A 22,792-nucleotide genomic window follows, 5' to 3' on the forward strand; every position below is an offset into this window, starting at 1 on the left:
GTGAGCGACGCGACCGGGGACCGCGGGAGGCCGAGGCGCGACCTGCGCTCCCTGCTCGTGGACGTCACCCCGCTCCGCACGAGCCCGGCGTTCGCGAAGCTCTGGATCGGCAACTCCGTGTCGCAGATCGGCGCGCAGATCACCATCGTCGCCGTGGGCCTGCACATCTACCAGATCACGCGCTCGACGTTCGCGGTGTCGCTGCTCGCCCTCTGGGCGCTCGGCCCCATGATCGTCGCGGGCTTCGTCGGGGGCGCGCTCGCCGACGCCTTCGACCGCCGCATCGTCGCGCTCGTCACCGCCGTGATCGCGTGGTGCAGCATCGGCACGCTGACGCTCATCGCGTTCCTCGGGGTCGGGGCCACCTGGCCGTACTACGCGCTCGCGGCACTGAACGCCGCCTCGGCGACCATCAAGGGGGCCACGCAGGGAGCGATCCTGCCCCGCCTGCTGCCGCCGCAGCTGCTGCCCGCCGCCGCCGCGCTGAGCGGCATCACCATGGGCCTCGCCATCACCGTCGGCCCGGCCGTGGCCGGCGTGCTGGTGGCGACCGTCGGCTTCGCCTGGACCTATCTGCTCGACGTGGTGCTCTTCACCGCGGCGTTCCTCGGGATCCTCAGCCTGCCGAGCATCGCCCCCGAGGGGGAGCGCAGGAGCGCCGGGCCGGGATCGGTGGTGGAGAGCCTGCGTTTCCTGCGACGGGCTCCGAACGTGCGCGCGACGTTCATCTGGGACCTCATCGCCATGATCTTCGGCACGCCGCGCGTGGTGTTCCCCGCCGCGGGGGCGCTCGTGCTGGGCGGCGGGCCGGTAACGGTCGGGATCCTCACCGCGTCCTTCGCCGCGGGGTCCCTGCTCAGCGGGCTCTTCTCGGGACCGCTGGGCGCGGTGCGCAGGCAGGGCCGGGCCGTGACCGTCGCGATCGCGGTGTTCGGGGTATGCACGGCCCTCTTCGGCGTCGTGCTGCTGGCGACCGGCGCCGCGGAGGGGCCTCGCGCGCCCGACGCTCCGCTGGTGCCCGCGATCGCGCTGGCCGGTCTCGCGCTCGCCGGAACCGGCGCCGCCGACAACGTGAGCGCCGTGTTCCGCACGACCATCCTGCAGGCCGCGGCCCCCGACGACGTGCGGGGCCGCATGCAGGGGCTCTTCTACGTGGTGGTCGCCGGAGGGCCGCGCGTGGGCGACCTCGTCGCCGGAGCCGCTGCGACGCTCGTCGCGCTGTGGGCGCCGGCGCTGCTGGGCGGCGTCGTCATCGTCGGCATCATGCTCGTGCTCCTGCGCACGGCGCGCGGCTTCCAGCGCTACGACGCGCACCGGCCAGCGCCGTAGCGGCCCCTGCCGCCCACCCGCCGCCCGCCGGCCGCCGGCCCCCGGACCCCGGACCCCGGACCCCGGGTCCCTCTCGCCGAATCGCCACGACTCTCTCGAGACGCCACGAGAATCGCGTGAATGTCGTGGCGACTCGGGGAGACCGTGGCGACTCGGCGAGGCGGAGCGTGAGCCCGGCTGGGTGGGGTGTGAGCCCGGCTGGGTGGGGCGCGCGACCGACGCGACCGACGCCCCCGATGGTACGGTGCTGGGATGAGCCTCGACGCGCCCGTCCCCGCACCCGAGCCGCTGGTCCTCTCCCGCCGCGAGGGGCGGATCACCCGCATCACGCTCAACCGCCCGCGCGCGATCAACGCGCTGAACCTCGAGATGTTCGAGCTGCTCGGCGCCGCGCTCGAGTCGGCGCGGCGCGACGGCTCGAGCGCGATCCTGCTCGACGGGGCCGGCGAGCGGGGCTTCTGCGGCGGCGGCGACATCAAGCAGATCTCCGGCCCCGACGGGCGCGGCATCCTGGCCGTCGAGTACCGCGTCGACCACATGGTCGCCGCCTCGCCGATCCCGGTCGTCGGGTGCATGGACGGCGTGACGATGGGCGGTGGCATCGGGATCGCCGGCCACGCGAGCCACCGGGTGGTCACCGAGCGCAGCCGGCTCGCGATGCCCGAGGTGCGCATCGGGATCGCCCCCGACGTGGGCGGTCACCTGCTGCTGGCGCACGCGCCGGGCCGGCTGGGCGAGCTGCTCGCGGTCACGGCGGGGGAGATGAGCGCGGGGGACGCTATCGCGCTCGGCTTCGCCGACTTCTTCATTCCCGCGGATCGCCTGCGCGAGCTGCGCGCGGCGCTGGCCGCGGGGGAGGATCCGGGATCCGCCTGCGCGCGCCTCGCCGCACCCGCGCCCGCGTCGCCGCTCCTCGCGGCGCGCGCGTGGTGGGATCCGATCGCGGAGGGCGCGCTGGACGGGGCCGACGCCCCGACGGCCGACGACCCGGTCGGTGCCGCGCGGCGCCTGGTGCTGGCGCTCGAGAGGAGCGAGGCGGGGCCGGCGCGGGCGGCCGCGGAGAACCTGCGGCGCATGTGCCCCACCTCGGTCGCGGTGACGCTCGCGCAGGTCGACCGCACCCGGCGCCTCGGTCTCGGCCTCGCCGAGGTGCTGCGCGACGACCTGCGCGTGCTCGGCCGCCTCGCGCAGCGCCCCGACTTCGCCGAGGGCGTGCGCGCGCAGGTGATCGACAAGGATCGCAATCCGCGCTGGTCGCCGGACCGGATCGAGGATCTCGACGCCGCCCGGCTCGCCGCGATCCTCGCCCCGGAGCTCGAGGCCGACGAGCCGCCGCTCGCGCTCTGAGGCGTTCATCACCTCCGCGCGTCGTCGCCGAGTCCGCGGGGGTGGATCCTGCGACTGCGTTCGCTGCGCTCACTCCGCGCAGGAGGGCCGGGCTCGGTTCGCTGCGCTCACTCCGCGCAGGAGGCCCGGGCCGGGGATCAGTGCGGGTCGCCGATGCAGAACTCGTTGCCGTCGGGATCGGCGAAGGTGTCCCAGCTGAAGTCCTCCTCGCCCCGCCGGCCCAGGTGCGCGGCGCCGGCTGCGACCCACTCCGCGACGACGGCGTCGCGGTCGGCCCCGGCCTCACGGTCGAGATCGAGGTGCATGCGGTTCTTGCCGCGGGTCGGCTCGGCGACCTTCTGGAAGCCCAGGGCCACCGGCACTTCGGGCGCCCGGACGATGCAGAACCAACCGTCGGCGTCGTGCACGATCTCGCCGCCGAGGCGGCTCGCCCACCAGGAGGCGAGCGTGCGCGGGTCTGCGGTGTCCACGGTGACCATTCCCAGCCGGATCATGAGTGCTCCTTCGCTCGTTGCGGTGGCTTCCACGCTACCGCCGGCCGCCGACATCGACCGCTACGCTGGTCGGGTGAACGAAGCGTGGCGTCCGAGCGGACCCGATCTGGTGCACGCGGGCGACAACCTCCCCTTCATGCGGCAGCTGCCCGATGGCGCCTTCGCGCTGGCGTATCTCGACCCGCCCTTCAACACCGGGCTGTTCCGACAGGCCGAGCGGGTGCGCGGCACGCGCGCGGAGCGGGGCGCGCCCGGCGGCAGACTCGGATTTCGCGGGCAGGGCTACGCGGTCACTCGCGAGCGCACGCTCGCGTTCGACGACCGCTTCGTCGACTACTGGGAGTTCCTCGAGCCGCGCGTCGAGGAGGCCTGGCGGCTGCTTGCGCCCGACGGCACGCTGTACCTGCACCTCGACTACCGCGAGGTGCACTACGCGAAGGTGCTGCTCGACGGGCTGTTCGGCCCGGAGCGCTTCATCAACGAGATCATCTGGGCGTACGACTACGGCGCCCGCGCGCGCCGCAGGTGGCCGGCGAAGCACGAGAACATCCTCGTCTATGTGAAGGATCCCGGCGCGTACTTCTTCGACGCCGAGGCCGTCGACCGCGAGCCCTACATGGCCCCGGGGCTCGTGACCCCCGAGCGCGCGGCGCGCGGCAAGCTCCCGACCGACACTTGGTGGCACACCATCGTGTCGCCGACGGGCAGGGAGCGCACGGGCTACCCGACGCAGAAGCCGCTCGGCGTGCTGCGCCGCATCCTTCAGGCGTCGTCGCGGCCCGGGGACTGGGTGCTCGACGCCTTCGCGGGCAGCGGCACGACGGGAGCCGCCGCCGCGGAGCTGGGGCGGCGCTTCGTGCTCGTGGACGAGAACCCCGAGGCGATCGAGGTGATGCGCGGCCGGTTCGCGGATCGACCCGTGCGCTTCTCCTGACCGCCGTTCGCCCCGCCGCGGGGCCCGGCGAGGGCGAGCAGCGCGCGGTGGAGCGCGGCGTCGCCCCTCAGCTCGGGGTGGAACGCGACTCCGGTGATCCTTCCGAGAGCGGAGGACTCGTTCGAGGTCGCGCCGAGGATCCGCCCGCTCTCCCTCGCGATCGGCCGTGCTCCCGCTCCGAACTCGATGATCTCGGGAGCGCGGATGAGCGCTCCGAGCACTCGGCCGCCCTCCCCGCTTCCCGAGACTCCAGCGACCTCGAAGCTCGCCTCGGCCGAGGCGAGCTGGGGTCCGAAGGCGTTGCGCGCGACCGTCACGTCGAGCAGGCCGAGGCTCTGCTGCCCGGGTGCGGGGTCGCGGATCCGATCGGCGAGCAGGATCAGGCCGGCGCAGGTGCCGAGCGTCGGAACGCCGGAGCCGATGGCCTGCCGCAGCGGTTCGAAGAGCTCGAGCCGGCGGAGCAGGCGGTCCATGGCGGAGGACTCGCCTCCGGGCAGGATCAGGGCGTCCACGCGGGGCCCGTGCGGCCCCGCGAGCTGATCGGCCCGCCGGACGAGCACGGCGCGCGCGCCGAGCCCCTCCACCATGCGGGCGTGCTCGGCGACGCCGCCCTGCAGGGCGAGCACCCCGACGACCGGACCGGCCGAGGTCGCCGTGCTCACCACCCGCGCTCGGCGAGCCGGTGCGGAGCCGGAAGGTCTGCGACGTTGATGCCCACCATCGCCTCGCCAAGCCCGCGCGACGCGTCGGCGATCGCCCGCGGATCGTCGTACCGCGCCGTTGCGTGCACGATCGCGGCGGCCCGCCTGGCGGGTTCTCCAGATTTGAAGATGCCCGAGCCGACGAACACCCCGTCGGCGCCGAGCTGCATCATCATGGCGGCGTCGGCGGGCGTGGCGACGCCGCCGGCCGTGAAGAGCACCACGGGCAGCGATCCGGTGCGCGCGACCTCGACCACGAGGTCGTAGGGGGCCTGCAGCTCCTTCGCGGCTCCGTAGAGCTCGTCCTCGCCGAGGGCCGCGAGGCGCGCGATCCCGCCGCGGATCGCGCGGATGTGCTTGGTCGCCTCCGAGACGTCGCCGGTGCCGGCTTCGCCCTTGGAACGGATCATGGCCGCGCCCTCCGCGATGCGCCGCAGCGCCTCGCCCAGGTTCGTCGCCCCGCACACGAAGGGCACCGCGAAGCCGCGCTTGTCGATGTGGTTCGCGTAGTCGGCGGGCGAGAGTACCTCGCTCTCGTCGATGTAGTCGACCTCGAGCGCCTCGAGCACCTGCGCCTCGACGAAGTGGCCGATGCGGGCCTTCGCCATGACGGGGATCGAGACGGCGGCTTTGATGCCGTCGATGAGATCGGGGTCGCTCATGCGGGCGACGCCGCCCTGCGCGCGGATGTCGGCGGGCACGCGCTCGAGCGCCATGACGGCGACGGCGCCGGCGTCCTCGGCGATGCGGGCCTGGTCGGGGGTGACGACGTCCATGATGACGCCGCCCTTGAGCATGTCGGCGAGGCCGCGCTTCACGAGCGGAGAGCCGGTGGCGGTGGCGGCAGCGGTGGGTTCGGGTGCGATCTCTGTCATGGTCTCCACCCTGGCCAGTCCCCATGGTTCATCACAAGATCCATTTTGCGATACTTCAAGTGGACCAATTCACGCCGTGCTGCCAGACTGGGGGCGTGACCGCGCGCCCCTTCCGAGCCCCCGCCGAGTTCCCGGTGCATCTCGACCGCGCAATGGGCGCTCCGCTCCCCGTGCAGCTCGCGGCCGCGCTGCGAGAGGTGATCGACTCGGGCGCGCTGCGCCCCGGCGAGGAGGTGCCGGCGACGCGGAGACTCGCGGGCCGGCTGGGGGTGGCCCGCGGCGTCGCCGTCTCCGCATACGAGCAGCTGATCGCCGAGGGGTACCTGCGGGCGGAGCGCGGGCGCGGCACCGTGGTGAACCCGGATCTCGCGCCCGGGTCTGCAGCGGAGGGGGGAGCGCCCGCGGGCGAAGGCGGATCCCGGGCCGGTGCCGCCCCGCGCGCGGCGGCCGGCGGAGACCCTCCCGACCCGGCCGGGCTCGGGGCCGCGGATCCGGCGTCGCGGCCCCCGCTCGCACCCGGAGCGCCCATCACCGACGCCGCCGAGCGCCCCGCCTGGCGCGCGGCGTGGCGGAGCGCGGCCGCCCGGGCGGATCGGCGTCCGCCCGCACCGGGCGACCCGCGACTGCGCGCCGAGCTCGCCGAGCACCTCAGGCTCGTGCGCGGCACCGCCCGACCGGCTCGAGACGTGCTCGTCACCGCCGGAACCCGCGAGGGGCTCGGCCTGCTGCTCACCGCGCTCGGCACCACGCGCGGCAACGACCTGGTCGTGGGGGTCGAGGATCCGGGCTACCCGTCGTTGCGCGGCGTCGCCGCGCGTCACGGCGCCCGCATCGTCTCCCTGCCCGTCGACGCCGACGGCCTGCGCACCGACCGGCTGCCGTCGGGGGTGCTCGATCTCGTCATCGTGACGCCGAGCCACCAGTACCCCGTCGGCGGCTCGCTGCCGCTGCCGCGACGGCGGGAGCTGCTCGACTGGGCCCGGCGAACGGGCGTCGTGGTCGTCGAGGACGACTACGACTCCGAGCTGCGCCACGTCGGCAGCCCGCTGCCCGCCCTTGCCGCGCTCGACGACCCCGTCTCGGGCTCGGTGGTGACGCTCGGCACGTTCTCGAGCACGGTGACGCCGGCGCTCGCCGCCGGCTTCCTGCTCGCCCCCGAGCAGCTGCGCGCGCTGCTCGAACCGGTGCGGCGAGACCTCGGCTCGCCCGTGTCGGCCGTGGTGCAGCTCGCGCTGGCCGAGTACCTCGCGAGCGGCGAGCTGCGCCGCACCATCGCGCGGGTCCGCCGCAGGCACGCCGCGCGACGGGACCTGATCTCGGAGCGCTTCGCGGGCGTCGCCGGAGCGCGGGTGCGGCCGATGAGCGGGGGGCTGCACGCCGTCATCGAGCTCGGCGGACCCCCCGGGGCCGCGCGGGAGCGCGAGGCGCAGGCCGTCGCGAGGGCGGCCGCACCCGCGCCGGGCCTCCCGAACGGGCTCGGGGTCGCCGCCCTCGGCGCGTACTGGCAGCACCACCGACCCGGCCGCACGGCCGGTCTCGTGCTCGGCATGGGCGGTCCGGACGGGGAGGAGTTCGGCGCCGCGATCGAGCGGCTGCGCGCGATCCTCGCGGAGGGCGAGTAGGGATGGCGCGGCCGGCTCAGCGCGCGGCCCGGCCCAGGCGCTCCAGGAGGACCTCGCGCAGCACGACCGCGTGGCTCACCCGCTTGTCCTTCGCGCCGTAGAGCAGGGTGAGCGGGGAGTGCTCGCGGGCCAGCCCGACCAGGCGGTCGAGGGCCTCGGCGGCCGGGCCGGAGGCCAGCTCCTCGCGGTAGTCGGCGGCGAACGCGTCGAAGCGCTCGGGGTCGTGCGCCCGGGGGTCGGCGTGCAAGGCCCTGCGCAGACCGCTGCTCGGCGCCACCTCCCTGTCCCAGAGGTCGAGCCCGGCCCGTTCCTTCGACACGCCCCGGGGCCAGAGCCGATCCACCAGCACCCGGAAGCCGTCGCCGGGCTCCGCCGGCTCGTACACGCGCTTGACCCTGACCTCCACGCCTCCAGTGTCTCTCCGCGCGGCCCGGAGCGCCAGCGCTCCGTCGGGGGAACGGAGGCGGTACCCTAGCGGGGTGAGCGTTGACGATATCTCGCCGGGCATGCAGAACTACCTCAAGGTGATCTGGGGGCTGCAGGAGTGGTCGGACGAGCCCGTGTCGAACTCGGCCATTGCGGAGGCGGCGGGAGTGCGCCTCTCGACCGTGTCCGATGCGCTGCGCAAGCTCTCCGAACTCGACCTGATCGGCCACGCCCGCTACGGCAGCGTCACGCTCACCGAGCTGGGGCGTCAGCACGCCGTCTCCATGACCCGCCGCCATCGTCTGCTCGAGACCTTTCTCGTGCAGCGGCTCGACTACGAGTGGGACGAGGTGCACGAGGAGGCCGACCGACTCGAGCACGCCGTCTCGGACGAGCTCATCAACCGCGTGGACCGGGTGCTCGGCTACCCGAGCCGGGACCCCCACGGCGACCCGATCCCGAGCGCCGACGGCCGGGTGCACCGGCCCGAAGCCGTGATCCTCGCGGAGGCGCCGGCGCCGTGCCGGGTGCGCGTGGAGCGCATCTCGGACGCCGACAACGAGATGCTGCAGTACTTCGCGAGCCGCGGCCTCGTCGTCGACGCCGAGCTCGACGTGCTGCCCGGCGACCCCTACTCCGAAACCGTGACCGTGCGCGTGGAGGACTCGGAGCCTCCCGTCAGCCTCGGGCCGGCCGCGTCGTCTTCGGTGTGGGTGGCGCTGGAGCCGGGCCCTTCGCGAACTTGAGGCCGATCACGCAGCCGACGATGCCCGCGAGGAACAGCAGCTTCAGGGGCGAGGGATCCTCGCGCCCCATGAGCATCGACGCGCCCACGGTGAGCGCCGCGCCCAGCCCCGTCCAGACGGCGTAGGCGACGCTGACCGGGATCCCGACCATCGCGTAGCCCAGGCCCACCATGCTCAGCGCGACGGCGACGCAGAACACGACCGTCGGAGGCAGCACGGTGAAGCCGCGCGACTCGTCGAGCGCGACCGCCCAGACGGCCTCGAGTGCGGCGCTCGCGAGCAGCACGAGCCATTGCGCGGTCGTCGCGGTCTTCGGTCGCTTCCCGGCGTCCTCCGCCATCTCAACTCACCGCCTTGAGGCCGACGACGCAGCCGATCAGCCCGATCAGCAGCGCGACGCGCAGCACCGTGGCGCGGTCCTTGCGCGTGATCATCGCCCACGCCGCGGTGAGCACGGCCCCGATCCCGACCCACACCGCGTACGCGGTACCGACCGGGATCTCCTCCAAGGCGAAGGAGAGGCCCGCCATGCTCGCCACGAGCGAGACGACGAACAGGGCGCTGGGCCGGAACCGGCGGAGGCCCTTCGAGGCGTCGAGCGCGGTGGCCCACACCGCCTCGAGCATTCCGCTCAGCACGAGCACGATCCACGCGAGCGACACGGCACCATCTCTCCGGCAGTCGTCAGCGTGCGGGTACTGCTCCCTCGTCCGCACCCCTGCTTGCGGGGTCGGTCTCCAGTCTCGCACATCTTCGCCGCACCCGCCCCGACCGGCCGATTCGGGCTCTCGCGGCGGTCCGTCATGCGCGATAATGGTGGGAATGGTGCGAGGCGCCGGGTGAGGAGAGCGGTGTTCGGCTGGTCGAAGAAACGCAAGCGCGGCGGCGCTCGCACACAGCGCCGTCTGCCCAGGCGCGTGCTGGCCCCGGTCGAGGAGATCGTGGAGCAGGGCCTGCTCGTGGCCGACGTCGCCGTGCGCATGACCGTGAAGAACGCCATCATTATGAACGCCCTCAAGCGGCACGTGGACTACAACGAAGCGCAGATCATCGAGATGGTGCGCGCGGCGACGGAGGACCTGGCTCGGGAGCGGGAGCGGGACGCGGGACACATCTCGCGCATGCGGGAGGAGATCCGCAGCACCGGTCGCAGCTCGTGGAGCGAGTCGGACTACGGCAACGACGACAACCGCACGCTGCGCCACCGGCAGGAGGTGTACGAACGCGTGGCCGAGGAACTGCGGGCCCGGGCCGGCGACGACGGCTACCTGCGCGACACCGGGGAGCGCGCGCGGAGCATGGCCTGGCACGAGATCGGCGACTCGCTCAAGGAGCGCGCGTCGCACCCCTACTACAGCGGCGGCGACAGCGACGAGTACCGCAGCGCGCGCGAGGGTCGCATCCAGCAGCTCATCGAGAAGGACCTGACCGAGCTCATCCGGCAGCAGGGCGGCGGGCCCGGCAAGACGCGCAAGACGAGGCGCAAGGACCGCGGGAGCGCCTGAGCCGGGGGCTACTCGCGCTCGAGCAGCTCCGGATGGCGGGCGAGATACCCCTCGATGAACCAGCAGGAGGCGTTGACGCGCCGCTCGCCGATCGCGTCTCCCGTGAGAGCCCGCCGCGCGAGCAGGCCCGAGAGCCCCGTGCCGCGCAGCTCGGGCAGCACCAGCGTGTGATCGAAGTCGATGACCTCGTCGCCCAGCAGCGAGTAGTGGGCCTCGCCGACCAGCCGGTCCTCGTCCGCCGTGCGCCGGTAGACGGCGTAGCGGTGCTGCTCGGGCTCGTGCACGATGCGGAGGTCGTCGGCGGCGGCTTGATCTTCATCCAGGTATCTCGACATGGCGTCAGCCTAGACCGGAGGACCGCACGGAGGGAGAGGGTTGCGTCGAAACCGCGCCGCGGGCACCGGCGCGGGACGAGCTCGATCCCGGTGCGTCGCACATCGTCGCCCCCGTGTGCGCCGCGCGCTCCGATATCCTCGGAGCATGCAGGGCCACGACAGCGAGCGACCCGCTCCCGACCTCGTGGTCGAGCGCATGATCCGGGCGGCGGCCCGGGCCGGGAATCGCCTGATCGCCGGCGGCGTCGCCCGGATCGATGTGACGAGCGAGGCGGTGGGCGGACGGCTTCGCGACGCGCTCGCGCGCATGGGGGCGCGCTTCGAGGACAGCGTCGGCCGGCCCGCCGGGTTCGTGTTCGTGGATGCCGCAGCCGGGTGCACGCCTCTCGCGGGGCCCGCGCGGCCCGCGGATCCGGCGTCTCCGCTCGGCGCGGTGGTCGTCGGGTGCGACGGCGGCGTGCGGTCGCCGCGGGCCGAAGACGCGGAGGCGCGGATCGCCTGGGCGGCCCGGGGCATGCGCGCGACGGCGGCGCTGGCCGGGTCGCTCGCCGCCTCGCTGAGCCCGGCCCGCGCCGAGCCGCCCCGCCTCGCGGTGAGCCTGGTGCTCGAGCCCAAGACGGCGGCGTTCTCGCTCGCCCTCGCCGACGCGGGCTGCGAGGTCGCCGTGTTCAGCGCCGCCTCCGAGACCGACCCGGAGGTCGCGGCGGCGCTCGCCGCGACCGGCCGCGTGCGCGTCTTCGCTCCGACCGCCGGAGGCGCGGGAGGGATCCCGGAGCGCATCGACGCCGAGAACGCCGCGGCGACGCTCGACTGGGGTCCGGACTACCTCGTCGACGACGGTGCGCACCTCATCCGTCTCGCCCACACCGGGCGGACCGCGGCGCTCGGGCGCCTGCGCGGCGCGGCGGAGGAGACGACGAGCGGGGTGCGCCCCCTGCGCGAGATGGCGGCGGCGGGCGAGCTGCGCATCCCGGTGATCGCGGTGAACGACGCGCGCACCAAGACCGGCTTCGACAACCTCGTCGGCACCGGGCAGTCGTGCGTGCTGGCGGTGACGGACCTGCTCGACGCCGCGGGCTGGGGCGCGCCGGGGGCCGTCGGCGCGGGGTATCGCGGTGCCGCGGGGACCCGCTGGGTCGTGATCGGCTACGGGCCCGTCGGGGTGGGGACCGCGCGCTTCGCGGCCGCGCTCGGCGCCCTGGTGACGGTCGTCGAGCGGGATCCCGTGCGGGCGCTCGCGGCGGTGCACGACGGCTTCGAGGCTCGAGAGGCGAAGGAGGCGCTCCCCGCCGCCGATGTCGTGGTGAGCGCGACCGGCGTCTGGCACACGCTCGACGCGGCCGGATTCGCGCTGCTGCGGCCCGGCGCCGCCGTCGCCGTCGCCGGGGGCATCGACGACGAGCTGGCGCTCGACGAGCTGCGCGCCGCGGGATGGCGGCGCGTTCCGGCGGCGCCGGGAACGGAGGAGTGGGTCGCGCCGGGAGCGGCGCGCGGGCCGATCGTGCTCGCGGGCGGCGGGGGCGTCAACTACACGGCGGCCGAGGGCAACCCGATCGAGGTGATGGACCTGTCGTTCGCCACGCAGCTCGCGGCGCTCGTGCGCCTCGCGCGCGACGACCTGCCGGCCGGAGTGCACGCCCTGCCGGCCGAGGACGAGCACCTGGTCGCGCGTGCGGCGCTCGCGGCCCGCGCGGCGGCCGCGGATCCCGCGCGCGCCGCGGCCCGCCCGGGCGGCGCGGCGCAGCCCTGGACGGTGCACCGCTACCGCGCCCCCGGCGCCTGACGCCGCTCGCAGGCACCCGCACCCGACGCCGGGCTCGACCGGCGGCACCCGAACACCCCGCTACCGCCGCCGCGCCCGATCCGTGTGCGCCTTTCGGCGGCTCGCCTCGTCGGGAAGCGTCCGAAAGGCGCACACGGATCGGGGTGGCCCGGCGGGGGCGGCCCGGCGGGGGCAGCGCGGCGGGGTGGCCCGGGTGCACGGTGGCGCGGGACGGAACCCTAGAATCGACGGGTGAGCATCGAACCGCAGATCGTCGTCTACAGCGCGTCCCTCGTCTTCCCCGTGACGAGCCCCCGCATCCCGGACGGCGCGGTGGCGGTGCGCGACGGGCGCATCCTGCACGTCGGCGACCGCCGCTGGGTGCTCGACGCGCTTGAGGCGAGGGGCGCGAGCTTCCGCGAGGAGCACTGGGACGGGGTGCTCGCGCCGGGACTGGTCAACGCGCACACCCACCTGCAGTACACGCGCATGTCCGAGGTGGCCGCGCGCAGTTACGGGGGCTTCGACGACTGGGGCGACGCCTTCGATCTGGCGTACGCGCGCGGTGATCACGACTGGGCCGCGGCTGCCGCCGACGGCGCACGCCTGAGCCTCGCCGCGGGCGTGACGGCGGCGGCCGACGTGGTGACCGACCGGGAGGCGCTCGGCGCCCTGCACGACGCGGGCATGCACGGCATCGCCTACTGGGAGGTGTACGGCGCGAGCAACGCCGATTGGGACGCCGCCGCGCGCGAGGAGGTGCGGGATCAGATCCGGAGCATCCCCACGCCCCCCGGCGCCGGGGTGTCGCCGCACGCCCCCTACTCGCTCGAGGTGCAGCCGCTGCTCGAACTGCCAGACATCGTGCGCGAGGAGGGGCTGCGGCTGCACATCCACCTCGCCGAGGCGCACATGGAGCGCGAGTTCGACGGCATCGACGGCTACGCCGGGGCCGGACCCGGCGGGCACGGCGGCTGGCCCGAGCTCGGCGCCGACAGCTTCCGCGCGCTGCGCTCGCACGGCATCGGGGTCTCCTCGACGCAGTTCGTCGACCACCTCGGGGTGCTCGGGCCCGACTGCCACATCGCGCACGGCGTGTACGTGAGCGCCGAGGATCGCGCGCTGCTGCGCGCCCGCGGCGCGAGCGTGGCGCTGTGCCCGCGATCCAACGAGGTGATCGGCCTCGACATGCCGCCCGTGGCCGCCTACCTGCGCGAGGGCAACCTCGTCGCGGTCGGCACCGACTCGCTGTCGTCCTCCCCCTCGCTCGATCTGCTGGCCGACGTCGCGGTGCTCCATCGGGTGGCCCGTGCGCAGGGCTACCGCGGCGACGACCTGCATCAGCGCCTCTTCACGGCCGCCACCCTCGGGGGAGCCGCGGCGCTCGGACTGCACGTGGGGCGCGAGCGCATCGGCCAGCTGGGGGTGGGAGCCGTCGCCGACCTCGCGTGCTTCGACGTGCAGGCGCGGGATCCCGACGCCGCGCTCATCGAGCTGGTGGAGGACGGCGCGGGCCGGGCGCGCCGCACGGTGGTGGCGGGCGAGGATCGCTCCCCGTGACCCGGTGCGACCCGTGCGTCGCGTGTGCGCACCCGAAGCGCCGTAGAATGAACACCGGCATGCGCGGGATCCGCCGCGCGATCGGATCCCGTACGTCACGGAGAAGGAGAACCTCCATGTCCCGCACCTCCCGCCTCGCGTCGGCGGTCGCCGTCGGCGCCGCAGCGCTGCTCGCCCTCTCGGCATGCACCGGCGGTTCCTCCTCCGACGGCTCCGGCGCCTCGGGGTCGGCGACGATCACCCCGGGCAAGCTGACGATAGCCACCGGGCAGCCCGCCTACGCTCCCTGGGTGCTGAACGACGCCCCCGAGAGCGGCGAGGGCTTCGAGGCGGCCGTCGCCTACGCGGTGGCCGAGAAGATGGGGTACGCGCAGGGCGACGTCGAGTGGGTGCGCACGAGCTTCGACTCGGCGATCGCCCCCGGCCCGAAGGACTTCGACCTCAACATCCAGCAGTTCTCGGTGACCGAGGACCGCGCCAAGGCCGTCGACTTCTCGTCCCCCTACTACGTGACCAGCCAGGCCGTGGTCGCCGCGAGCGGCACCCCGGCCGCCGAGGCGAAGAGCATCGCCGACCTCAAGGACGTCGTCATCGGCGTCGCCTCGGGCACCACCTCCCTCGCGGTCGCCGAGGCCGTCATCGCCCCGAACCAGCAGCTGCAGGTCTTCAACAGCGTCGACGACACCGTCGCGGCACTGCAGAACGGCACGATCGACGCGCTCGTCACCGATCTGCCGGGGGCGTTCTACGTGCGCGACGCGCAGCTCGACGACGGCGTGATCGTGGGCCAGCTGGGGTCCGAGCAGGGCGGCGACGAGTTCGCCTTCCTGCTGCCCAAGGGCTCCCCGCTCACGGCCGACGTCACCGCCGCGGTGGACGCGCTCCGCGAGAACGGCGCGCTCGCCGAGCTCGAGCGGAAGTGGCTGACGGACCAGGGCGCCCCGGTGCTCGAGTAGCGGATCCCGAAGCAGACCCGCGTGACCGCAGCAGCCGGAGCCGTGCCGTTCGAGCCGTCCCAGATCGAGCTCGAACGGCGCGAGTATCGTCGTGCGCGCAAGCGGCGCTCGATCCTCGTCAGCGTCGTCAGCACGCTCGTGTTCGCGGCGGTGATCGCGCTCGTGCTGGTGAGCAGCCCGGGGTGGGATCGCGTGCGCGAGACCTTCTTCGACCCGCAGATGGCGATCCAGTCGTTCCCGCGCGTCATCACGGGGCTCTGGCTCAACGTCCAGGTGCTCGTGGTCGCGGCGCTGGGCGTCGCGATCCTCGGCACCCTGCTCGCGGTCGCGCGCACGCTCAAGGGCGCCGTGTTCACGCCGATCCGGCTGCTCGCCTCGGGCTACACCGACGTCTTCCGCGGCATCCCGGTGCTCCTCGTGCTCTACCTCGTGGGCTTCGGCATCCCGGGGCTCGGGCTCACGGGACGCGTGCCCGCGCAGTTCTGGGGCACGATCGCGCTGATCCTCTGCTATTCGGCGTATGTCGCAGAGGTGCTGCGGGCCGGCATCGACGCCGTGCACCCGTCGCAGCGGCTGGCGGCGCGGTCGCTCGGCCTCAGCCACGGGCGCACGCTGCGCCTCGTGGTGCTGCCGCAGGCGGTGCGCAAGGTCACCCCGGCGCTCATGAACGACTTCGTGTCGATGCAGAAGGACGTCGGGCTCATCTCGGTGCTCGGCGCGGTCGACGCGGTGCGCGCGGCGCAGATCGAGGTGGCCTCGAGCTACAACTTCACGCCCTACGTGCTCGCCGGCGTGCTCTTCGTGCTGCTGGCATGGCCGTTCATCCGCCTCACCGACTGGATGACGGCTCGCGCGCAGCGGCGCGAGCAGATGGGGGGCACGGTATGAGCGAGGCGACGGTGCGGGATCCCGCGTCTCTCCCCGTCCTCGACGTGCAGGGGGTGCACAAGCGCTTCGGCGAGCACCCGGTGCTGCGCGGCATCGATCTGACGGTCGACCGCCACGAGGTGGTCGTGCTGATCGGCGCATCGGGCTCGGGCAAGTCGACGCTGCTCAAGACGATCAACCTGCTCGAGCAGGTCGACGACGGACGGATCCTGCTGGGGGACCAGGACATCACCGATCCGCGGGCCGACGCGGACCGGGTGCGGGCCCGCATCGGCGTGGTGTTCCAGCACTACAACCTGTTCCCGCACATGAACGTGCTCGACAACGTGACGCTCGCGTCGCGCAAGGTGTTCAGGGCCCCGCGGGCGGAGGCGGAGCGGACGGGGCTCGCGCTGCTGTCGCGCATCGGGCTCGGCGACAAAGCGGGGGAGTACCCCGACCGGCTCTCCGGAGGTCAGCAGCAGCGCGTCGCGATCGCGCGCGCCATCGCGACCGATCCGGAGCTGCTGCTGCTCGACGAGATCACGAGCGCGCTCGATCCGCAGCTCGTCGGCGAGGTGCTCGACCTCGTGCGAGAGCTCAAGACGTCCGGCTCGACGATCGTCATGGCGACGCACGAGATGTCGTTCGCGCGGCGCGTGGCCGACCGGGTGGTCTACTTGAAGGACGGGGTGATCGTCGAGTCGGGACCGCCCGCCCAGATCTTCGAGCGGCCGGAGCGCGAGGAGACGCGGGAGTTCCTGCGCCGGTTGCGCGACCCCTTCAGTGCGTGACGCGCGCCGCTTGCGCTGCGCAAGGGGACGGGTGTAATGTAACTCGTCTGCCTCCGGCGGATCCTCTGCGAGATCCGGGTGGAGGCCGCCCCATCTGCTCAAGGAGTGTGCTACGTGACGACTGATACTGCCGCGGTGCGGGTACCCGCGCGCACGGACGGGATCGACCCCGCGGGCATGCGGGTGATCTGGCTGCTGCTCGTGGCGGCCTTCGTCGCGATTCTCAACGAGACGACGATGGCGATCGCCATTCCCGCGCTGAACGCGGCTCTCGGGATCCCGCCCGAGCTAGGCCAGTGGCTGACGAGCGCCTTCATGCTCACGATGGCCGTCGTGATCCCCACGACGGGGTTCCTGCTGCAGCGCTTCACGACGAGACAGGTCTTCCTGGCCGCGATCATCTCGTTCGTGGCCGGCACGGCGATCTGCCTCCTGGCCCCGGGCTTCACGATGCTGCTCCTCGGCCGCATCGTGCAGGCGGCCGGAACCGGCATCATGATGCCGCTGCTCATGACCACGATGATGAACGTCGTGCCGCCGCGCTCTCGGGGCCGCATGATGGGGCGCGTCGGCCTGGTCATGAGCCTGGCGCCGGCCGCGGGGCCGACGCTCTCCGGCCTGGTGCTCGACCAGCTGGGCTGGCGCTGGCTCTTCGGCATCATCCTCCCGATCGCGGTCGTGGCGCTGCTCCTCGGCGCGAAGTGGATGACGAATCTGGGGGAGACCAGCCGGGCGCCCATCGATGTCCTGTCGATCATCCTGTCGGCCGTCGCCTTCGGCGGCATCGTCTTCGGCCTCAGCCAGCTCGGCGGAGGGGAGGGCGGGCCTGCGGGCGCGCCGCGCGGCGCGCTGCCGTGGGTCGTCCTCGCGAGCGGGACCGTGTTCCTGGTGCTGTTCGTGTGGCGCCAGCTGGCGCTGCAGAGGAGGAACGACGCGCTGCTCGACCTGCGCGTGTTCGCGTCGCGCAACTATGTCGTGGCGGTCATCATCATGGGCGTCGTCGCCCTGTCGATGTTCGGCACGTTCTCGCTACTGCCGCTGTACCTGCAGAACGTCGCCGGCCTCGAGCCGACGGCGGCGGGTCTCGTGCTGCTGCCCGGATCGCTACTCATGGGCCTCCTGGGCCCGGTCATGGGGCGCGTCTACGACCTCCGCGGTCCGAGGACGCTGCTCGTGCCGGGCACGATCCTGATCGCGACCTCGATGTTCATCTACTCGACGGTGGGCGAGCACACGCCGACCTGGTTCCTCGTGATCGTGCAGATCATGATGTCGCTCGGCCTCGCCGGTTCGTTCACGCCGCTGTTCTCGGCGTCGCTCGGCTCGCTCGACCGGTCGCTCTACTCCCACGGCTCGGCCGTGCTCAACACCCTGCAGCAGGTCGGGGGCGCCGCGGGAACGGCGGTGCTGATCTCGATCTACTCGACGTCGCTGCGCTCGGGCGAGGCCGAGGGGCTGTCGACCGCCGCGGCCGGCGAGCCCGGCGCGAACGCGGCGTTCCTCACCGCGGCGTGCATCGCACTCGTGCCGGTCGTGCTGGCCTTCTTCGTCAAGAAGCCCGTCGATCAGGAGGGCGGCCCCGCGGGGCACTGACCCGTTCAGCCGAGCGCGCTGATGGAGCGCCGCACGGCCTCCGCGAGCTGGCGCACGGCCGCCGACGGTCCGCCCGGTCCGGCGGGGGCCGCGAGCAGCAGCTCGCGCGCGAATCGCGGATCATCGATGGGTCGAAGCACGACTCCCTCGGCGTGCTGGTTGCCCACGAGGCTCGGTACGAGCGCGACCGCCATCCCCGCGGCGACGAGCCCGAGCACCACCGAGTAGTCGTCGGTGCGGATGGCCACCTCGATCCTGTGCCCCTCGGCCTGGAACACCTCGTGCACGAGATCGTCGAGCGTGTCGCCCGGTGTCGACCCCATCACCCAGCTGTCGCCCGCGAGGGAGAGCAGCGCCTCGTGGTCGAAGCTGCGGTGCTCGGCCGCCGGGTGCGCGGCGGGCAGCGCGAGGAGCATGGGGTCCGTGAAGAGGTGCGTGGTGTGCACCTCGGAGCGGAACGGCAGCTGGTATCCGCCCGCCGCGTAGACGAGGGCGGCGTCGAGCGTGTGCTGATTGACGCGCGTGACCAGCGGGGCGAGCTCCTCGAGGGTCGTGTCGAGCTCGATCCCGAGCTCGGCCACTCGACCGGCGATGCCCGGCAGCAGGCGCGAGGCCGCGGTGGGGAAGGTGCCGAAGCGCAGCCGGATCCTGCCGAGCTGGGCGAGGTCGCGGACGTCGGTGAGCGCGCGCTCGGCGAGGCCGAGTATCTCGTGGCCGCGCTCGAGCATGAGGCCGCCGGCGGCCGTGAGCCTGCTGCCCCGGGTGCTGCGGACGGTGAGGTCGGCGCCGACGAGGCGGTCGAGGTTGCGCAGGTGGTAGTCGACCGTGGGCTGGCTCCACCCGAGCCGGGTGGCGGCGCGGGCCACCGAGCCCTCGGCCGCGACGGCGCCGAGCGCCTGGAGCTGACGGAGATCGATCATGCGTGCCCCCGGTTCTGCTGGAACGGGGCCGCCCTGGCGGCCCGCCTTGCTCCATACAGTATATGGTTCCAGGGAGGTGTTTGCGGGGTTCCGCTCCGCTGCGCGCCTGCGGCATGCTGGCGGCATGCTGCAAGAGGATCCGAGAGCCGCGGAGGCAGGCCTTGAGGGAGACGGCTCGGCCGCCGTCGTGGACGAGATCCGTCTCCCGGCCGGAGCCCCGTTCTCGCGGCGATTCTCGCCCGAGCAGCGACGGGCGCCCTACGCGGCTGCGCTCGAGCGCTTCGGGGAGTCCCGGCCGCTGTCGATGATGGTGCCCGGCCACGGCAACGATCCCCTGGACGGGGGCGGGCACATCGCGGATCTCTTCGGCCCGCGCGTGGCGCGGCTCGACGTGCCGCTCATGATCGACGGCATCGACCTTGGCGACGACTCCGCACTCGCCGAGGCCCAGCGCCTCGCGGCCGAGGCCTGGGGCGCCCGCCGCACCTGGTTCCTCTCCAACGGCGCCTCGCAGGCCAACCGCACCGCGGCGATCGCGGTGCGCGGACTCGGCGAGCGGATCCTGATCCAGCGCAGCATGCACTCGAGCCTCACCGACGGCGTGCTGCTCGCCGGCCTGATCCCGTCCTTCGCCGCCCCGAGTATCGACGGCCGTCACGGCATCGCGCACGGCCTCTCGCCCGCCGTGCTCGATGCGGCGCTCGCCCGCGCCGAGCGCGAGGGCCGCGCGGCCGCCGCCGTCTACGTCGTGTCGCCCAGCTACTTCGGCTCGGTCAGCGATGTGCGCGGCCTCGCCGAGGTCGTGCACGCCCACGGCGCCCCGCTCATCGTCGACGGCGCCTGGGGTGCGCACTTCGGCTTCCACCCCGAATTGCCGGAGTCGCCGGCGCGGCTCGGCGCGGACCTCGTGGTCTCGAGCACGCACAAGCTCGCGGGATCCCTCACCCAGTCGGCCATGCTGCACCTCGGCCACGGTCCCTTCGCCGACCGTCTCGAACCGCTCGTCGAGCGCGCCTTCTCGATGACGGCGTCGACCTCCGTGAGCGGCGTGCTCATGGGCTCGCTCGACGCGGCCAGGCGGGCGCTCGTCGTGGGCGAGGAGCGCATCGGGGCCGCGGTCCGCGCCGCCGGTGCGCTGCGCGAGCGGCTGCGCCGCGATGCGCGGTTCTCGATCATCAGCGACGGCTTTGACGCGTTCCCCGACATCGTCGCCACCGACCCGCTGCGCGTCCCCATCGACGTCTCCCGTCTCGGACGCAGCGGGCACTGGGTGCGCGGGCGCATGATCCGGGAGCACGGGGTGTACCTCGAAATGTCGACGGCCACGAGCGTGGTGGCCGTGATCGGCGCGCTGCGCACCCCCGACCTCGACCGCTTCACGGCGGCGCTCGGCGAGGTCGCCGGCGAGGCCGCGCGACTGGGGCCCGAGGGCGCCGGCGCCGCGTTCCCCGAGCTTCCCGAGCCCGGCGCGCTGCGCATGCCGCCGCGCGACGCCTACTTCGGGGCGAGCGAGGTGGTTCCCGCCCGCGCGGCGGTCGGCCGGGTGTCCGCCGACACGCTGGCCGCCTACCCCCCTGGCATCCCGAACCTGCTGCCCGGCGAGGAGATCACGGCCGAGACGGTCGCCTTCCTGCAGGCGGTCGCGGCCTCGCCGACCGGCTACGTGCGGGGGGCTGTGGATCCCGGCGTCTCGGGGATCCGCGTCGCCGCGGGGTAGTTCTTCGCCGGCGCCGGTGCGAGCCGGACCCCTCGCGTCTGTCTTGTGCGCTACTTCTTCTTCACGAAGAGGTTGCCGATGAGGGTCGAGCCGATCAGCACGATCGCCAGCAGCACGACGCCGACGACGGAGATCGCGACGATATCGAGCGGATCGCCGGCCGTCGAGAACATCGACTCGCTGTCGTTGCCGGCGTTGGCGAACGCGGGAGCGGCCGCGAAGACCGATGCGAGCGCTGCGGTCACGGCGATGGCGATGCGGGTGCGGATCTTCACGGTGTCTCCTCGCTGCTGTCGGTGGGGCGCGGCGCGCCGACTCCATCCTATCCCGGAACCCCGGCGTCGCCGCGCAGGCCCGCCCCCGGCTCCCCGGGCTGCACGTGAGCTGAGGGTCGGCGGACGCCCCTCCCATAGGCTGGAGGCCATGAGTGCACAGCTCCAGCAGCACCGGGATCGGCGCCGGCCAACCGAGGTGGATCGCGTCGCCGAGGCGTGGGTCGATGCCCTCGTCGCGCACGATCCCGCGATCGGAACGTACATCGGGCGCGCGACCAGCGGCCTCGCCGACTACTCTCCGGAGGGCTCGGAGGGACGCGCGGCAGCCGAGCGGAGCGCGCTCGCCCAGCTCGTCGCGTCCGAGGCGGCCGACGGGGTCGACGCGGTGACGCGCGCCGACCTCGCGGCGGAGCTGAGGCTCTCGCTCGCCCGTCACGATGCCGGGGAGCGGCTCCGCGACCTCAACGTCATCGACTCTCCGGCCCAGCAGATCCGCGACGTCTTCGACCTCATGCCCACCGACTCGCCCGAGGGCTGGGAGCTGGTGGCCGCCCGGCTGCGCGCGGTGCCCGGCGCGCTCACCGGCTACCGCGCCTCCCTCTCGGAGGGCGTTTCGCGCGGCCTCGTGCCGGCCGCGCGGCAGGTCGAGGCGGTGGCCGCGCAGGCGCTGCGCACGGCCGGAACCGTCGAGGATCCCGGATTCTTCGCCCGGCTCGCCGCTTCGGCGGGGGAGGCGCCCGCCGCGCTCTCGCTCGAGCTCGCCTCGGCCGCAGCCGCGGCGTCGTCGGCGTACACCGATCTCGCGTCGTTCCTGGAGCGCGAGCTGGCCCCGCACGCCCCGGCGTCCGACGCGTTCGGCCGCGAGCGCTACGAGCTCGCCTCGGAGGCCTTTCTCGGCGCGCGCGTCGACCTCGACGAGACCTACGAGTGGGGGCTCGAGGAGCTCGCGCGCATGACCTCCGAGCAGCAGCGGGTCGCCGCCGAGATCGTGGGCGGCGATCCTCGACCCGGCATCGTCGCCGAGGCCGTCGCGCAGCTCGAGCGCGACCCGGCCCGGAAGCTGCGCGGCACCGACGCGCTGCAGCGCTGGATGCAGGAGACGAGCGATCGCGCGGTCGCGGAGCTGGCGGGCGGGTTCCGGGGAGGACGCGAGGCGTCCGTCAGCTCGACCCGTGCCGCCACCGCGGCGGCGCAGTTCGATATCCCGGCCGAGATCCGCGCGCTCGAGTGCCGCATCGCGCCCACTCGGGAGGGCGGCATCTACTACACCGGCCCCAGCGACGACCTCTCGCGGCCGGGCCGCATGTGGTGGTCGGTGCCCGAGGGCGTCACGGAGTTCGACACGTGGCGCGAACTCACCACCGTCTACCACGAGGGCGTGCCCGGGCACCACCTGCAGATCGGCCAGGCGGTGGTGAACCGCGGACTGCTCAACGAGTGGCGTCGCCAGCTCGCCGGCACCTCCGGGCACGCGGAGGGGTGGGCGCTGTACGCCGAGCGGCTCATGGAGCAGCTCGGCTACCTCGACGACCCGGCGGATCGCCTCGGGATGCTCGACGGCCAGCGCATGCGTGCGGCCCGGGTGGTGCTCGACATCGGCGTGCACCTCGGCAAGCGCCGGCCTGACGGCGCGGGCGTCTGGGACGGCGAGTACGCCTTCGGCTTCATGCGCGACAACGTCGCCATGAACGACGGCTTTGTGCGCTTCGAGGTGCTGCGCTACCTCGGCTGGGGCGGACAGGCGCCCGCGTACAAGGTGGGGCAGCGCATCTGGGAGGCGCTGCGCGACGAGGCTCGGGATCGCGCCGAGGCCGAGGGATCGCCCTTCGACATCCGCGACTTCCACCGGGAGGCGCTCGCGCTCGGCGGGGTGCGCCTGGACACGCTCCAGGCGGCCCTGCGCGGCGAGCTGCGAGGAGGGAGCGCGTGACCGTGCGGCGTACCCCGAGCCCGTCGCGGGGCGGGTGGTGAACGGCGGCGGCGCGCGGCCCTGCCCCTGCGGCGGCGGCGCGCCGTACGCATCGTGCTGCGGCC

At 73.8% G+C, this 22,792-nt stretch carries 22 protein-coding genes and 1 pseudogene; 14 read left to right on the top strand and 9 right to left on the bottom strand.

Annotated features, from left to right (window positions below; translation table 11 throughout):
* Both D1J51_RS02140 and D1J51_RS02145 read left to right on the top strand, forming a co-directional pair.
* Positions 1 to 1,329 (top strand): MFS transporter, encoded by a 1,329-nt coding sequence (locus tag D1J51_RS02140; protein ID WP_240422770.1) that lies wholly within the window; start codon positions 1 to 3, stop codon positions 1,327 to 1,329.
* A gap of 252 nt (positions 1,330 to 1,581) precedes the next feature.
* Entirely contained in the window at positions 1,582 to 2,676 is a 1,095-nt protein-coding gene (locus D1J51_RS02145; protein ID WP_119073495.1) for a 3-hydroxyisobutyryl-CoA hydrolase, read from the top strand.
* 137 nt (positions 2,677 to 2,813) lie between these two features.
* Here D1J51_RS02145 and D1J51_RS02150 read toward each other — a convergent pair whose 3' ends face one another.
* Positions 2,814 to 3,170, bottom strand: coding sequence for a VOC family protein (locus tag D1J51_RS02150; protein ID WP_119073496.1), 357 nt, complete (start codon positions 3,168 to 3,170; stop codon positions 2,814 to 2,816).
* A 73-nt stretch (positions 3,171 to 3,243) separates the two neighbouring features.
* Between D1J51_RS02150 and D1J51_RS02155 the strand changes: the two genes are divergently transcribed.
* Positions 3,244 to 4,104, top strand: a complete 861-nt coding sequence (locus tag D1J51_RS02155) for a DNA-methyltransferase (RefSeq protein WP_371414065.1) — start codon at positions 3,244 to 3,246, stop codon at positions 4,102 to 4,104.
* Positions 4,105 to 4,154: 50 nt separating this feature from the next.
* Here D1J51_RS02155 and pdxT read toward each other — a convergent pair.
* Together pdxT and pdxS are read right to left on the bottom strand one after the other, a co-directional pair.
* Positions 4,155 to 4,769, bottom strand: a pseudogene (gene pdxT / locus D1J51_RS02160) (pyridoxal 5'-phosphate synthase glutaminase subunit PdxT); the annotation flags it as partial.
* A complete protein-coding gene (gene pdxS / locus D1J51_RS02165; protein WP_119073570.1) occupies positions 4,763 to 5,680 on the bottom strand; it encodes a pyridoxal 5'-phosphate synthase lyase subunit PdxS in 918 nt (305 codons plus the stop codon). The pseudogene pdxT and the gene pdxS, both read right to left, overlap by 7 nt.
* A 95-nt stretch (positions 5,681 to 5,775) precedes the next feature.
* Between pdxS and D1J51_RS02170 the strand changes: the two genes are divergently transcribed.
* Positions 5,776 to 7,302 carry a MocR-like pyridoxine biosynthesis transcription factor PdxR gene (locus tag D1J51_RS02170; protein WP_240422772.1) on the top strand — a complete coding sequence of 509 codons (1,527 nt, stop codon included), beginning with the start codon at positions 5,776 to 5,778 and terminating at the stop codon, positions 7,300 to 7,302.
* Positions 7,303 to 7,318: 16 nt separating this feature from the next.
* Here the strand turns inward: D1J51_RS02170 and D1J51_RS02175 are convergent, their stop codons facing one another.
* The gene (locus tag D1J51_RS02175) at positions 7,319 to 7,708 is read right to left on the bottom strand and encodes a DUF488 domain-containing protein (protein WP_119073499.1); all 390 of its coding nucleotides are present in this window, start codon (positions 7,706 to 7,708) and stop codon (positions 7,319 to 7,321) included.
* A gap of 73 nt (positions 7,709 to 7,781) precedes the next feature.
* On the opposite strand from D1J51_RS02175, the gene D1J51_RS02180 reads away from it, so the two are divergent.
* On the top strand, positions 7,782 to 8,474 hold the full coding sequence (locus D1J51_RS02180) for a metal-dependent transcriptional regulator (RefSeq protein WP_119073500.1): 693 nt from the start codon (positions 7,782 to 7,784) through the stop codon (positions 8,472 to 8,474).
* Here D1J51_RS02180 and D1J51_RS02185 read toward each other — a convergent pair.
* On the bottom strand, positions 8,407 to 8,814 hold the full coding sequence (locus D1J51_RS02185) for a DMT family transporter (protein ID WP_119073501.1): 408 nt from the start codon (positions 8,812 to 8,814) through the stop codon (positions 8,407 to 8,409). The genes D1J51_RS02180 and D1J51_RS02185 overlap by 68 nt on opposite strands.
* Before the next feature lies 1 nt (position 8,815).
* On the bottom strand, positions 8,816 to 9,136 hold the full coding sequence (locus D1J51_RS02190; protein ID WP_119073502.1) for a DMT family transporter: 321 nt from the start codon (positions 9,134 to 9,136) through the stop codon (positions 8,816 to 8,818).
* Positions 9,137 to 9,325: 189 nt separating this feature from the next.
* Between D1J51_RS02190 and D1J51_RS02195 the strand changes: the two genes are divergently transcribed.
* Positions 9,326 to 9,979: an asparagine synthase gene (locus tag D1J51_RS02195; RefSeq protein ID WP_119073503.1), complete on the top strand. Its 654-nt coding sequence runs from the start codon at positions 9,326 to 9,328 to the stop codon at positions 9,977 to 9,979.
* 8 nt (positions 9,980 to 9,987) lie between these two features.
* Here the strand turns inward: D1J51_RS02195 and D1J51_RS02200 are convergent, their stop codons facing one another.
* Entirely contained in the window at positions 9,988 to 10,314 is a 327-nt protein-coding gene (locus D1J51_RS02200) for a GNAT family N-acetyltransferase (protein ID WP_119073504.1), read from the bottom strand.
* A gap of 145 nt (positions 10,315 to 10,459) precedes the next feature.
* Here D1J51_RS02200 and D1J51_RS02205 point away from each other — a divergent pair, with 145 nt between their 5' ends.
* The 6 genes from D1J51_RS02205 (at position 10,460) to D1J51_RS02230 (ending at position 17,846) form a co-directional block, all read left to right on the top strand.
* Positions 10,460 to 12,097: an adenosylhomocysteinase gene (locus D1J51_RS02205; RefSeq protein WP_240422774.1), complete on the top strand. Its 1,638-nt coding sequence runs from the start codon at positions 10,460 to 10,462 to the stop codon at positions 12,095 to 12,097.
* A gap of 231 nt (positions 12,098 to 12,328) precedes the next feature.
* Positions 12,329 to 13,636: an amidohydrolase family protein gene (locus D1J51_RS02210; protein ID WP_119073505.1), complete on the top strand. Its 1,308-nt coding sequence runs from the start codon at positions 12,329 to 12,331 to the stop codon at positions 13,634 to 13,636.
* 116 nt (positions 13,637 to 13,752) lie between these two features.
* On the top strand, positions 13,753 to 14,592 hold the full coding sequence (locus D1J51_RS02215) for an ABC transporter substrate-binding protein (RefSeq protein ID WP_119073506.1): 840 nt from the start codon (positions 13,753 to 13,755) through the stop codon (positions 14,590 to 14,592).
* Between the two features lie 21 nt (positions 14,593 to 14,613).
* Positions 14,614 to 15,480, top strand: coding sequence for an amino acid ABC transporter permease (locus tag D1J51_RS02220; protein ID WP_119073507.1), 867 nt, complete (start codon positions 14,614 to 14,616; stop codon positions 15,478 to 15,480).
* Positions 15,477 to 16,253 (top strand): amino acid ABC transporter ATP-binding protein, encoded by a 777-nt coding sequence (locus tag D1J51_RS02225; protein ID WP_119073508.1) that lies wholly within the window; start codon positions 15,477 to 15,479, stop codon positions 16,251 to 16,253. The genes D1J51_RS02220 and D1J51_RS02225 overlap by 4 nt, the downstream gene beginning before the upstream one ends.
* Before the next feature lie 114 nt (positions 16,254 to 16,367).
* Positions 16,368 to 17,846: an MDR family MFS transporter gene (locus D1J51_RS02230; protein WP_119073509.1), complete on the top strand. Its 1,479-nt coding sequence runs from the start codon at positions 16,368 to 16,370 to the stop codon at positions 17,844 to 17,846.
* A gap of 5 nt (positions 17,847 to 17,851) precedes the next feature.
* Here D1J51_RS02230 and D1J51_RS02235 read toward each other — a convergent pair whose 3' ends face one another.
* Positions 17,852 to 18,766 (bottom strand): LysR family transcriptional regulator, encoded by a 915-nt coding sequence (locus D1J51_RS02235; protein WP_119073510.1) that lies wholly within the window; start codon positions 18,764 to 18,766, stop codon positions 17,852 to 17,854.
* A gap of 124 nt (positions 18,767 to 18,890) precedes the next feature.
* Between D1J51_RS02235 and D1J51_RS02240 the strand changes: the two genes are divergently transcribed.
* Positions 18,891 to 20,483 (top strand): aminotransferase class I/II-fold pyridoxal phosphate-dependent enzyme, encoded by a 1,593-nt coding sequence (locus D1J51_RS02240; protein ID WP_119073511.1) that lies wholly within the window; start codon positions 18,891 to 18,893, stop codon positions 20,481 to 20,483.
* Positions 20,484 to 20,533: 50 nt separating this feature from the next.
* On the opposite strand, the gene D1J51_RS02245 is transcribed toward D1J51_RS02240, so the two are convergent.
* Positions 20,534 to 20,758: a hypothetical protein gene (locus D1J51_RS02245; protein ID WP_119073512.1), complete on the bottom strand. Its 225-nt coding sequence runs from the start codon at positions 20,756 to 20,758 to the stop codon at positions 20,534 to 20,536.
* Positions 20,759 to 20,906: 148 nt separating this feature from the next.
* Here D1J51_RS02245 and D1J51_RS02250 point away from each other — a divergent pair, with 148 nt between their 5' ends.
* Positions 20,907 to 22,688: a DUF885 domain-containing protein gene (locus D1J51_RS02250; protein ID WP_119073513.1), complete on the top strand. Its 1,782-nt coding sequence runs from the start codon at positions 20,907 to 20,909 to the stop codon at positions 22,686 to 22,688.
* Positions 22,689 to 22,792 lie beyond the last annotated feature (104 nt).

This window comes from Leucobacter sp. wl10, from assembly GCF_003569785.1.
GTDB lineage: Bacteria > Actinomycetota > Actinomycetes > Actinomycetales > Microbacteriaceae > Leucobacter.

Bases quoted from the DNA above. Each gene is read 5' to 3' on its own strand.
- D1J51_RS02145 (WP_119073495.1), top strand. From the start codon at position 1,582: ATGAGCCTCGACGCGCCCGTCCCCGCACCCGAGCCGCTGGTCCTCTCC.
- D1J51_RS02205 (WP_240422774.1), top strand. From the start codon at position 10,460: ATGCAGGGCCACGACAGCGAGCGACCCGCTCCCGACCTCGTGGTCGAG.
- D1J51_RS02200 (WP_119073504.1), bottom strand. From the start codon at position 10,314: ATGTCGAGATACCTGGATGAAGATCAAGCCGCCGCCGACGACCTCCGC.
- D1J51_RS02185 (WP_119073501.1), bottom strand. From the start codon at position 8,814: ATGGCGGAGGACGCCGGGAAGCGACCGAAGACCGCGACGACCGCGCAA.
- pdxS (WP_119073570.1), bottom strand. From the start codon at position 5,680: ATGACAGAGATCGCACCCGAACCCACCGCTGCCGCCACCGCCACCGGC.
- D1J51_RS02215 (WP_119073506.1), top strand. From the start codon at position 13,753: ATGTCCCGCACCTCCCGCCTCGCGTCGGCGGTCGCCGTCGGCGCCGCA.
- D1J51_RS02235 (WP_119073510.1), bottom strand. From the start codon at position 18,766: ATGATCGATCTCCGTCAGCTCCAGGCGCTCGGCGCCGTCGCGGCCGAG.
- D1J51_RS02250 (WP_119073513.1), top strand. From the start codon at position 20,907: ATGAGTGCACAGCTCCAGCAGCACCGGGATCGGCGCCGGCCAACCGAG.
- D1J51_RS02150 (WP_119073496.1), bottom strand. From the start codon at position 3,170: ATGATCCGGCTGGGAATGGTCACCGTGGACACCGCAGACCCGCGCACG.
- D1J51_RS02225 (WP_119073508.1), top strand. From the start codon at position 15,477: ATGAGCGAGGCGACGGTGCGGGATCCCGCGTCTCTCCCCGTCCTCGAC.
- D1J51_RS02240 (WP_119073511.1), top strand. From the start codon at position 18,891: ATGCTGCAAGAGGATCCGAGAGCCGCGGAGGCAGGCCTTGAGGGAGAC.